This is a genomic window from Conexibacter woesei DSM 14684, from assembly GCF_000025265.1.
GTDB lineage: Bacteria > Actinomycetota > Thermoleophilia > Solirubrobacterales > Solirubrobacteraceae > Conexibacter > Conexibacter woesei.
In genome coordinates, this window is sequence record NC_013739.1 from 4,609,652 (window position 1) to 4,620,182 (window position 10,531).

The following is a 10,531-nucleotide window of genomic DNA, read 5'->3' on the forward strand; positions in this document are numbered from 1 at the left end:
CCTCAGCGGACCGCGACTCTCGCCGCGACGACCGCGCCGCCGTACGCGATCCGCAGCGTGTAGCGACCGCGCGCGATCGTGCGCGTCGGCTTCAGGCTGCTGATCCGGCCCTGCGCGTAGGTGCGGCCGTTGCGCACCAGCCGCGCTCTCGTGCGGCTCGACGCCGCACGCGCGCCGAACGTCACCGAGCACGTGACTCTCTGCGCGGAGCTGGAGCCGGTCACCTTGCACGTCACCAGCGCGTCGCGGCCGGCCGGGCCGCGCTCGCCCTTCTCGCCCTTCGCGCCGGCCGCGCCGACGGGGCCGATCGGCCCAGCGGCGCCGTCTCTGCCGTTGGTCCCGTTCGTCCCGGGATCGCCCGTGTCGCCCTTCTCACCGGGATCGCCTCTGTCGCCCTTGTCGCCCTTCGGGCCGGGAACGCCCTGCCCATTGCGCACGTCGACGAACAGGCCCGTCGAGCTGGACGGCGCGAATCTCGCGCCGTCGGCGGGCAGGAAGGCGGCGGTCAGCGCGTGGCCGCCGGCGGCCAGGACGCTTGTGCGGTAGCTCGCGACGCCGCCGTCGAGCGCGACCGGCGCGCCCAGCGCGTTGGCGCCGTCGAGGAACTGCACGCTGCCTGCGGCGCTCGGCGCGACGCGCGCCTCCAGCACGACGGCCTCGCCCTCGTTCACGACGCTGCGCGCGGCGGCGAGCGTCGTTCTCGTCGGCTGCGCGTCGCCGTGCTCGGCGGGCGCGGCGTCGGGATCTCTGTCGAGGTCGGTGACGGTCTTGGCGACGTCCCAGCCGGCGCCGGGCTTGCTGACGCGGTAGCCGTCGAAGAAGCGGCCGTTCGCCAGCCGCGCCTGGTAGGTGAGCGTGTCGCTGCTGACGTCGATCAGCTGGTAGAGCTGGATGTTCTCCGCCGCGACGCGCCGTCTGGCGCCGTTGTCGCTCCAGTTGGCGCCTGCGTTCAGCTCGTACATCTTGCCGCCGGAGACGGAGATCGAGTAGACCGCGCCGTGGCTCTTGGTCGGGTCGGTCGCGTCGTCGTCCTTGACCTGGTTGCCGCGGTTGTAGACGTGGTCGTGGCCCTGCAGCACGAGGTCGACCTTGTATCTGTCGATCAGCGGGTTCCAGTTGTCGCGCACGATTCTGTTGTTGCGCGAGCTGGTGCCGGCGTAGACCGGGTGGTGGAACGTCACGACCGTCCACTTCGGCCGTCTCGGGTCGCTCAGCACGTCCTCGAACCATCTCGTCTGCGCGACCAGCACGTCGTTCTGGACGGGCCCGTTCTGCAGCGGGCTGGAGTCGAGCGAGATGTAGCGGACGCCCTGGTAGTCGACGTAGTACGCGCTCTGCCTGACGGCCTCCAGCGGGCTGCCGTCAGCCGCTCTGGGGCCGTTGGCCGGGAACGGGAACTGCGGCTTCCAGAAGGCGGTGATCGCCGTCGAGCTGTTGTACTCGTGGTTGCCCGGCGTCGCCAGGACGTTGCGGGTCTGGTTGTTGTAGCCGGCGGCGCCGTACCACTCCCCCCACTCCTTCTCCTGGATCTGGAGGTTCGCGTCCGAGACGCCGGTCTGGTTGACGAGGTCGCCGGCGTGGATCATCAGCTTCGCCTTCGGGCGGTCGAGCACCGCCTGGTGGAAGACGCGCGGAACGGCCGAGTCGATGTAGTTCTGCGCGTCGCCGAAGTAGACGAAGGAGAAGTCTCTGAGGCCAGTCTCGGCGGTCGTGAAGTCCTCCCACGCGGTCCAGTTGGTGACCGGCCAGCCGTTGGGGTCGGTGCCGTCGCCGACACGGTAGGCGTAGCGCGTGCCCGGCTTCAGGTCTCTGAATTCGACCGCGTGATAGCGATTCGTGTAGCCGGTTCTCGGATCGACCGTGCTGGTGGTCGCCTCGACGGTGACGATTCTCGTGTAGTCGGTGCCGTCGATCGGGGTGAGTCTGTCCATCATCGTGTCGCCGAACGCCGCCGGCGCCTCGATGATCTGCGCCTTCGGCGCCGTCGCGTTCGAGCGCCAGCTGACGCGCTGGCTGCGCGCCGGGTCTTCAGTCGGGATCAGCGCGACGCGGTCCGGGACGGCGGACGGCGCGTAGCGCTCGATCGCCGGCCGCGGCGTGTCGTCGGCGGCTGCGGACGCGATGCCGCCGGGCACCAGCGCGGTCGCCGGCAGCGCGACCGCGAGCGCGCAGACCGACAGGGCCCGCCGGAGCATCCTGCTCGCGGCGAGCGATGAAGCTGGACGTGACGACGTCACTCGCTCTCCTTGTGGATCGTTGAGGGAGGTCGACCGGCGGCACGCGCCGACGATCTACAAGCGATCCTCCCGCAGTGACTACCCTCCGGCGTTACCGGGAGGTGAAGTCACCTCGGTGATCGGGTCGGCGGTGAATTCACCGAGCTGCGAGTAGACCACGCACATCGCGTTGCGGTCGCCGTCGGCGGTCCACGAGCGGCGCGTCGGCAAGACCGGGTAGACGGCGAGCCGCGCCCGCCCGGAGCCGGGCTCACCCCACAGCCCGCGGAACTCGCGCTCGCAGCCGGCGACGCCCTCGCGCGCGACCGCCGCCGCGTCCCACGGCCCGTCTCGCAGCTCGACGAACGAGAAGACCTCGTTCTCGGCGCCGACGCAGCCGACGGTGTTCAGCTGCGGCTCCCCCATCGCCCGGTTGACCGCCGGGTCGTGGAAGCAGTCGCCGTTCTCGAACGTCAGCACCCCGGGCTCTTCGGCGTCGACGAAGTGCGGGCCCTTCACGACGCTCGCCGCGACCGGCTCCTCCTCGCCTCCACGCACCAGCAGCGTCGCCGCGAGCACGAGCACGAGCACGACGGCGGCGGTGCGCGCCAAGCACGCGACGAGCGCGCGCGGACGGCGGGATCTGAGCGCGGTCTCCATCGCCGCAGCACCCTACGGCGGCCGCGACCGCCAATCTTGAACGTGTTGTGAAGCTAGCCCGACGGCTCGGGCGCGGGCTCGCGCAGCGCGTCCATCCGCTCGCGCCGCGGACGGCCCGCCTCGCGCACGACGATCTTGATGACGGCGGCGAACGGCACCGCGAGGATCGCGCCGACGACGCCGAGGATCGAGCTGGCGACGAGCACCGAGACGATCGTCGTGAACGCGGTCAGCTCGACCGCGCGGCGGTAGACGAGCGGGTAGACGACGTAGTTCTCGACCTGCTGGTAGACGAGCTGGATCACGAGCATCGCGATCGCCGCCTCGGTGCTGACGGTCAGCGCGACCGCGACGAGGATCACCGCGGCGATCGTCGCGCCGACCTGCGGGATCAGGTCGAGCAGGCCGACGATCACCGCGAGCACGATCGGGAACGGCAGCCCGAACAGCCACGACGAGAGGCCGGCGACCGTCGCCGCGACGAGCGAGATCGCGACGTTCCCGATCAGCGACGAGGAGATCGCCGAGATCGAGTCCTCCAGCACCGGGTGCCAGCGCTGCTCGACCTCCGGCGGCGCGAAGCCGAACAGCCAGCCGGTGATCGCCGGGCGCTCCATCAGCAGGAACAGCGCCAGGAACGTGAGCGTCACCATCGACAGCAGCGAGCCGAAGATGCCGCCGGCCGCCCCGAGCAGCGTGCTCGCGGCCTCCGGCAGCCCCGCGGTCAGGTCCTTCAGCGCCTCCGAGACGTCGGACTGGGTCCCGCTGGAGATGAGTCTCTGGAACGCGGCGGAGTTCGTCAGCTCCTCCCAGTATCTGGGGATCTCCGCGATGAAGTCGCGCACCTGGTCCCACAGCGGCCCGACGGCTATCAGGACGATCAGCACGACGGCGGCGAACACCGACGCGAGCACGACGACCGCCGCCGGGCCGCGCTTCCAGCCGCGCCGCACGAGCGCGCTGACGACAGGGTCGAGCCCGAGCGCGAGCACGCCCGCGACGAAGATCGAGAGCAGCGAGCCGAGCGACAGGATCGCGAGCGCGACCACCGCCCCGAACGCCGCCACCGTGAAGAGCGTGCGCCACGGAACGATCAGCTCGACGCGGCCCGTCGGAGGAAGCTCGCTCACGATCCGACCCTACGGCCCCGATCGGACGGCGACGCACTCCGAGGCGGTGCCGCTCAAGCGCTCCACCGCCGGGGCCGATGACTGGACCATGCGCACCACCGCCACCCCTGCATCCGCCTCCCCGCTGGGGCGGTTCGTCGACGGCCTGCTCGCGAACCCGCTCGTCGGGCTCGCACCCTGGATCGTCTACAGCCTCGTCGAGGGCGAGAACCGGCTGGAGGAGTCGGCCGCGATCGCGCTCGGGCTGGCGCTCGTGATCCTGATGGCCGGATGGCTGCGCGGCAGCAGACCGAAGCTGCTCGAGTACTCCGACGTGATCTTCTTCGCCGGGCTCGCGATCTTCGTCGCGGTCGCGTCCGACAGCACCCACGGCTGGCTGGAACGGTGGTCGGGCGAGGTCGCCAACCTCGCGCTCGTCGTGATCGCGCTCGGCTCGATCGCGCTCCGCCAGCCGTTCACGCTCGCGTACGCGAAGGAGCAGGCGCCGCGCGAGATGTGGACCAACCCGGCGTTCCTGCGCACCAACTACCTGATCACGTGGGCGTGGGCGATAGCGTTCCTGATCGAGGCCGCGTCGGGCTTCTACGGCGACCTCGTGCTCGACGACTCCAACAACATCTGGACCGGCTGGATCATCCAGACGTTCCCGCTGATCGTCGCCGCGCAGTTCACGCTCTGGTACCCCGAGCGGGTGAAGGCGCTCGGCGCGATCGCCCACGGCGACGACGCCGCGGTCGCCCCGCCGATCGGCGACTTCGTCGCGCAGGTGACCCCGTGGATCTCGATCATCGGCGTGATCGTCCTGTCGATGGGCGAAGGGCCGTGGTGGATCGGCGCCGGCCTGATCGCGATCGGGATCGCGCTGACGAAGCAGTTCAAGCCCGAGCGGAGCGACGCGCCGCCGCAGCTCAGTCCCAGCTGAGGCGCGTGCCGACCGGGCCCAGCCCGGCGGGCGGGATGCGGGGCAGCGTCGCGGCCAGCACGTCGGCGACGATGTCGCCGCTGGCGTCCAGCAGCCGCGCCAGCTCGTCGACCGGTGTCGGGTCGTCGGGGTTTATCCCGTTGGCGTAGTCGGTGATGAAGCCGAGCAGCGCGTACGGAACGCCGGCCTCGCCGGACAGCACGATCTCCGGCCCGGCCGTCTGTGAGACGGCTTTGACGCCTATCTGCATGAGCGCCCGCAGCTCCGCACGCGTGTTGAAGCGCGGCCCGTCGGTGTGGGCGTAGCAGCCGCCGTCGCGCGCGGCGTAGCCCGCGCTGCGGGCGCCGGTCAGCAGCGCCTCGCGCAGCGGCTGCGAGAACGGCAGGTCGAAGATCCAGTGGCCGCGGCCGGAGGCGCCCGGATCGTCGTGCAGCGTGCAGATCGAGCCGTCCGGCAGCCGGTTGGAGGGGAAGTAGAGGTCGTCGAAGACGACCAGCGCGCCGGGCGGCAGCGACGCGTCGAGCGAGCCGCAGATCGTCACCGCGACGATGGCGTCGACGCCCGCCTCGGCCAGCGCGACGATGTTGGCGCGGTGCCTCACCTGGCTGGAGAGCAGCCGGTGGCCCGGCAGATGGCGCGAGACGTAGACGACGTCGACGCCCGCGAACGTGCCGCGCGTCAGCTCGGCCGTCCCGAAGCGCGTGACCACCCGCCCCGGCACGCCGTCCGCGACGTGCGGCAGGACGTAGCTCCCTGATCCGGTGATGATCCCTACCCGCATCCCGGACTGATGCTACGCGCCGCACCGGCGCTATGTGCGGATCCGCACCGGCGTGCCGAGCGGGACCAGCGTCGCGAGCCGCGTGACGGTCGCGTTGGAGACGCGGATGCAGCCGTGCGAGACGTCGCTGCCGAGCACCCGCGGCGTGTTCGTTCCGTGGATCCCGACCTGGCCGTCGCCGCCGGCGAAGCGCGTGTAGACCGGCGAGTAGGCGGAGAGGCCGAGCGCGTAGGGGCCGTAGAAGCCGGTCGGGTTCGGCGGCCGCAGCAGGTCGGCGACGAAGTAGCGGCCGGTCGGCGTCGGCGAGACCGCTCTGCCGACCGCGATCGGCGCGCGCAGCGCCGGGCGGTCGTGCGCGAAGACGACGAGCCGGTGGTCGCGCAGGCGGATCTCGATCCGGTACGGGGTGCGCGCGAGCCGCACGTCCCGCGCGCGGACCCAGCCGCGGCCCTTGTTCGGCCGCACCGGCAGCTCGACCTTCAGCCAGCCGCCGCGCCGCTCCAGCACGCTGAAGACGACCGGCAGGCGCGCGCCGTCGACGGTGCGGCGCTGCACGCGGCGGAGCTGCGGGCCACCGGGCCGCGCGTACACCGCGACCGACGACGACCGGCCGCGCGCGACGATCGCGACGCCGCGCGCCGGATCCGAGCGCGCCGCGCCGGGCGAGAAGTCGGTCGAGCCGCCGGCCGCTGGGGCCGCGTGCGCGAGCGCGGCGAGGTCGCCGCCCTGCACACGCGCGCCGTCGCCGTCCCCGCCACCCGACAGCGCGCCGCCGAGCGCGAGCCCGACGACCACCGCGACGAGCACGACGGCGACCGCGCCGGCCGCGCGGCGCAGGGACGGGCGCGCGCGCATCGGCTCAGCCCGTCATCGCCGGCTGCGCGCCGACGCCACCGCCGGCCGGCGCGTCCGGCATCGACGAGATGAAGCCGGTCGATCTGACGGCGGCGAGGACGGCGTCCATGTCTCTCGCCGGGTTGAACGCCTCGGGCGCCGGCGAGGTCGGCGAGCTGCCGCCGCTCGACATGATCGAGGCGATCCAGGCGGCGTGCCGCGCCTCGACCGGGTGGATCGAGATCGCCGCCGTCAGCACGTCTCTGCTGCTGATGTTGGTCGCCGCGCCCTGATACGCCTCGACGCCCGTGTCCTCCAGCACCATCGCCGTTCTCGCGAACGCGCCGGGATCGGAGGTCGTGCCCATGAAGTCGAACATCGGTCGCTTGACCGCCTTGGACCCGAGCGTTCTCTGCAGCGCGGCGACGTGCGCGTCCTCATGGCCGCCGACGACCTTCGCGAACTGCGCGAGCCGGCCGCTGAGCGCCCCTCTCGCGTTCGCCTCGGCGTAGAAGGCGGCCTCGAGGTACTCGAGCGTGAGCGCGTAGTTGAGGATGTCGACGTCGCTGCTGTCCTGCGCCAGCGCACTGCCGGGCAGCGCGACGCCCGGCACGACGACGCCGGCCGCCGCCGCACCGCCGACGATCGCGACGGCGCGGCGCAGGAACGACGCGCGCGTGACGGGGTCGACGCGCGCGCCGGCCTCGCGCAGCGCGCCGTCGCGATCGAGCTGGTCGAGCTGGTCGAGCGTCGGATGGATGTCTCGCATCGGTCGCGTCCTCCTCATTGGACGATGAAGCCGGTCGATCTGACGGCGTCGAGGACGGCCGTCATGTCGAGCGCCTCGTTGAACGCGTCGGGAGCGGGAACCGGGTCCTGCCCTCTGCCGACGATGTCGCGCACCCATGCCGCGTGGCGCGCCTCGACGGCGAGGATCGCCCCGGCCGCCGCGAGCACGTCTCTGGACTGGATCGCGGGCGCCTGGCCCTGGTAGGCGGAGACGCCCGTGTCCTCCAGCGTCTGCGCCGTTCTGAGGAACGCGTCCTGCGTGGCGGTCGCGTCCATGAAGTCGAATCTCGGCGTTCTGACCGCCTGCCCGCCGAGCGTTCTCTTCAGCGCGTCGACGTGCGCCTGCTCGTCGGCGCCGGCCGTTCTCGCGAACGTCAGCGCGTTGCCTCTGAGTCTTCCGCGTCTGAGCGCGTCGGCGTAGAAGGCCGCCTCCAGATACTCCAGCGTCAGCGCGTAGTTGAGGATTCTCACATCGCTTCTGGAGAGTCCGCCCTGCGCTCCCGCGAACGCGATCGGCAGCGAGCCGGCCGCGAGCCCGGCGCCGACGAGCAGGCCGCCGCGTGCGAGGAAGGCGGCGCGTGTCGCGCCCTTCTCCCGCACGGCGTCCGCCGCCTCTGCGCCCAGCTCACGGATCGCCCCGTCGCGGTCAAGCTCTCCGAGCTTCACCCGTTGGTCCATGCTGCTGCTCCTTCCAGATGGCTTCACAGCCACTGCGAAGGGCGGCGAGCGGCGGATCAGCCGGGCCCAGCCTGGTCGGAGTCTCAGCCAGGAGTCAGGAGTCAGCTGTCGCGGCCGGCGATGCCGCTGAGCCAGGCGCGTGGCCGGTTGGGCGGCAGCAGCAGCACGAGCAGCATCACGATCGCGGTGACGCCGAAGTAGGTGTAGAGCGAGGCGGTGCCCTCGTTGTTGCCCGTCGAGGTCTGCCCGAAGGAGAGGCAGGCGAAGGTGAGCAGTCCGAGCGCGAGGCCGGTCAGCAGGATCGACTTGCGGCGGTGGGGAAGGAACTCGCCGCGGATCAGGCTCACGACGAGGATCACGAAGACGGCGAACTCGATCACCGAGAGGATCGCCCACAACGCGTCCACACCCGGGAACGTCGCGACGAACGTGCCCTCGAACTGTCTCTCGATCCCGGGCGGCGCCTTCGCGTCGCCGTCGAACAGCTTCTCCTTGCCGGAGTAGAAGAAGAGCACGCCGACGAGGAAGTAGACCGAGACGATCGTCAGCCAGTAGGCGACGTCGTCGAAGACGGTCCGCTCGCTCGCCGCGGCCGGTTGGGTATCGCTCGCCATGACAGCCCTCCCCCTCGAGGTCGATGCACTTGCCACAAGAGTCAGGCTTCTAGTTCGCCGGGTCGGCGGCGAGACCTCCCCGCGCCTGTCTGGAGACGGCGCGCGTGGCGCCGTCTCCACCGGCCGGCGTCGCTCAGCGCACGACGCCGTAGCGCAGGTGCGTGACGAGGCCGGTGCCGCGCGGCTCGCCGAGCAGCTCCAGCTGCGCGTTGGGAGCGCCGTCGAGCAGCCGCTCGCCGGCGCCGAGCAGGACGGGCGCGACGTGCAGCCGCAGCTCGTCGATCAGGCCGGCGGCGAGGTACTGATTGACCGTCGCCGCGCCCCCGGCGATCGAGACGTCGCGGTCGCCGGCGGCCGCGCGCGCCCGTTCGAGCGCCGCCTCGATCCCGTCCGTGACGAAGTGGAACGTCGTGCCGCCGTCCATCGCGAGCGGCGCGCGCTCGTGATGGGTGAGGACGAAGACGGGCGCGTGGTACGGCGGATCCTGGCCCCACCAGCCCCTCCAGTCGAGGTCCCACGCTCCACGGCCCGGACTGAACATGTTGCGCCCCATCACGAAGGCGCCGGCCGCCGTGATCGCCGCGAGCTCCTCGGCGTGCGCGTCGGCCTCCTCGAACATCCAGCGATGCAGCCGCTCGTCGACGCCGTCGCCGAACGGCGCGTCCTCGCGCTGATTGGGGCCGGCGACGAAGCCGTCGACCGACATCGCCATGTCGCTTGTCACTCGGGTCATCAGGTTGGCTCCTTCTCGGGTCGTGACGCCGCTCTCGGCGCCGTGTCACAGAGGGGTCGGAGCCGCCGCGGCGTTCTCGACACGCCTCGGCATCGCCCCGGGCTGCGATCGTCGGCCGATGGCGGTCGGCGCCGCCACACATGTCAAACAGTTTTCCATGGTTTCGATATATAGGTTTCTTGACAGAAAACTCTGAGCTGAATAGATTCGAACGCGAACGGAGCGGCTCGGCGAGCGGCTCGTTCGAACGCGTCTCGCGTGGAAGCGGTGGCGTGCTGCGCCTCTCCGCTCTCGTCCGCGCGGGCTAAATCAACCCCACAAAGGAGGACAGATGACGCCATCTGTCGACCGACGTATGCCGCTGTCACGACGGCAGGCCGGGCGCCTGCTCGTCGCGGCGGCCGTGGCCGTGACCGCGCTCATCACGCTGCCGACGGCAGCAACTGCTGAGGCAGTGCCGAGCGCGTCGACCGACCTATGTGTCGGCGTGCAATGCGACACCCCGGAGAGCGGCTCGTTCGTCCCGGAGGCGGCAGCCGCCGCGTCCGTCGCGAGCCTGGAGGAGCTGAAGGCCCAGTCGACGTCGGGGTTCTACGAGCTCCCCGCGCTCGTGTACCGAGGTGACACGCAGCCGCGCTCGGTCGTGTACTACGCGAAGGCGGGCGAGCTCGATCTGATGCCGGCGAGCGTGCGGAACCTCACCGTCGTTCAGGACTTCGCGCGCAACGGCTTCAACTTCGCCGCGGACGGCCTGATCGTGATCGACCACGGCATGGCGATGCCGGTCCCCGGTGCGCGCGCCGCGGCGGCGAAGCGGCCGAAGGCGAAGGCGGCCACGATCAACGACTGCCCCGACAGATACTTCTGCATATTCGCGGACGAGTACTGGCCGTATCTCAGCTATGCGTACAGCGGTCCGGTCTACACCGGCACGGGCTGGCACAACTTCGGCACGAACATAGGAAAGTCGATGGGCAACTTCCGTGACGGCGACAGCCTGCTCGCCGACCACGGCATGGGCACGGGCACCCAGTACTGCGCTCGCGAGCGGTCCAGCGACGCATCCCTCGCCAACAACGCGATCGGCAACGGCAACGCCAGCTCGTGGGCGATGCTGAGAGGAGCCGACGACCGCTGCTGACGACGTGAGGTGATCCACGCCGGTGACGGCGCC

Annotated in this window: 11 protein-coding genes; 2 read left to right on the top strand and 9 right to left on the bottom strand. The window is 71.2% G+C overall.

Annotated features, from left to right (window positions below):
* Positions 1–2: 2 nt before the first annotated feature.
* The 3 genes from CWOE_RS21715 to CWOE_RS21725 form a co-directional block, all read right to left on the bottom strand.
* Positions 3–2,195 (bottom strand): collagen-like triple helix repeat-containing protein, encoded by a 2,193-nt coding sequence (locus CWOE_RS21715; RefSeq protein WP_012935793.1) that lies wholly within the window; start codon positions 2,193–2,195, stop codon positions 3–5.
* Positions 2,196–2,315: 120 nt separating this feature from the next.
* Positions 2,316–2,876 (bottom strand): hypothetical protein, encoded by a 561-nt coding sequence (locus CWOE_RS21720; protein WP_012935794.1) that lies wholly within the window; start codon positions 2,874–2,876, stop codon positions 2,316–2,318.
* 53 nt (positions 2,877–2,929) lie between these two features.
* Positions 2,930–4,006 (bottom strand): AI-2E family transporter, encoded by a 1,077-nt coding sequence (locus CWOE_RS21725; RefSeq protein WP_012935795.1) that lies wholly within the window; start codon positions 4,004–4,006, stop codon positions 2,930–2,932.
* 88 nt (positions 4,007–4,094) lie between these two features.
* Between CWOE_RS21725 and CWOE_RS21730 the strand changes: the two genes are divergently transcribed.
* On the top strand, positions 4,095–4,928 hold the full coding sequence (locus CWOE_RS21730) for a DUF3159 domain-containing protein (RefSeq protein ID WP_012935796.1): 834 nt from the start codon (positions 4,095–4,097) through the stop codon (positions 4,926–4,928).
* On the opposite strand, the gene CWOE_RS21735 is transcribed toward CWOE_RS21730, so the two are convergent.
* From CWOE_RS21735 to CWOE_RS21760, 6 genes are all read right to left on the bottom strand, one after another.
* Positions 4,915–5,709, bottom strand: a complete 795-nt coding sequence (locus tag CWOE_RS21735) for an MTAP family purine nucleoside phosphorylase (RefSeq protein WP_012935797.1) — start codon at positions 5,707–5,709, stop codon at positions 4,915–4,917. The genes CWOE_RS21730 and CWOE_RS21735 overlap by 14 nt on opposite strands.
* 30 nt (positions 5,710–5,739) lie before the next feature.
* Positions 5,740–6,564, bottom strand: coding sequence for a L,D-transpeptidase (locus CWOE_RS21740; RefSeq protein WP_012935798.1), 825 nt, complete (start codon positions 6,562–6,564; stop codon positions 5,740–5,742).
* Positions 6,565–6,568: 4 nt separating this feature from the next.
* A complete protein-coding gene (locus tag CWOE_RS31220; protein WP_012935799.1) occupies positions 6,569–7,312 on the bottom strand; it encodes a ferritin-like domain-containing protein in 744 nt (247 codons plus the stop codon).
* A gap of 14 nt (positions 7,313–7,326) precedes the next feature.
* On the bottom strand, positions 7,327–8,010 hold the full coding sequence (locus CWOE_RS21750; protein WP_012935800.1) for a ferritin-like domain-containing protein: 684 nt from the start codon (positions 8,008–8,010) through the stop codon (positions 7,327–7,329).
* A 101-nt stretch (positions 8,011–8,111) separates the two neighbouring features.
* The gene (locus tag CWOE_RS21755; protein ID WP_012935801.1) at positions 8,112–8,624 is read right to left on the bottom strand and encodes a hypothetical protein; all 513 of its coding nucleotides are present in this window, start codon (positions 8,622–8,624) and stop codon (positions 8,112–8,114) included.
* Positions 8,625–8,757: 133 nt separating this feature from the next.
* Positions 8,758–9,357, bottom strand: coding sequence for a dihydrofolate reductase family protein (locus CWOE_RS21760; protein ID WP_012935802.1), 600 nt, complete (start codon positions 9,355–9,357; stop codon positions 8,758–8,760).
* A gap of 331 nt (positions 9,358–9,688) precedes the next feature.
* Between CWOE_RS21760 and CWOE_RS21765 the strand changes: the two genes are divergently transcribed.
* On the top strand, positions 9,689–10,498 hold the full coding sequence (locus CWOE_RS21765; protein ID WP_012935803.1) for a hypothetical protein: 810 nt from the start codon (positions 9,689–9,691) through the stop codon (positions 10,496–10,498).
* Positions 10,499–10,531: the final 33 nt, after the last annotated feature.

Coding starts and splice junctions, on each gene's coding strand:
- CWOE_RS21715 (WP_012935793.1), bottom strand. CDS start 2,195: ATGCTCCGGCGGGCCCTGTCGGTCTGCGCGCTCGCGGTCGCGCTGCCG.
- CWOE_RS31220 (WP_012935799.1), bottom strand. CDS start 7,312: ATGCGAGACATCCATCCGACGCTCGACCAGCTCGACCAGCTCGATCGC.
- CWOE_RS21760 (WP_012935802.1), bottom strand. CDS start 9,357: ATGACCCGAGTGACAAGCGACATGGCGATGTCGGTCGACGGCTTCGTC.
- CWOE_RS21730 (WP_012935796.1), top strand. CDS start 4,095: ATGCGCACCACCGCCACCCCTGCATCCGCCTCCCCGCTGGGGCGGTTC.
- CWOE_RS21750 (WP_012935800.1), bottom strand. CDS start 8,010: ATGGACCAACGGGTGAAGCTCGGAGAGCTTGACCGCGACGGGGCGATC.
- CWOE_RS21720 (WP_012935794.1), bottom strand. CDS start 2,876: ATGGAGACCGCGCTCAGATCCCGCCGTCCGCGCGCGCTCGTCGCGTGC.
- CWOE_RS21755 (WP_012935801.1), bottom strand. CDS start 8,624: ATGGCGAGCGATACCCAACCGGCCGCGGCGAGCGAGCGGACCGTCTTC.
- CWOE_RS21740 (WP_012935798.1), bottom strand. CDS start 6,564: ATGCGCGCGCGCCCGTCCCTGCGCCGCGCGGCCGGCGCGGTCGCCGTC.
- CWOE_RS21735 (WP_012935797.1), bottom strand. CDS start 5,709: ATGCGGGTAGGGATCATCACCGGATCAGGGAGCTACGTCCTGCCGCAC.
- CWOE_RS21765 (WP_012935803.1), top strand. CDS start 9,689: ATGACGCCATCTGTCGACCGACGTATGCCGCTGTCACGACGGCAGGCC.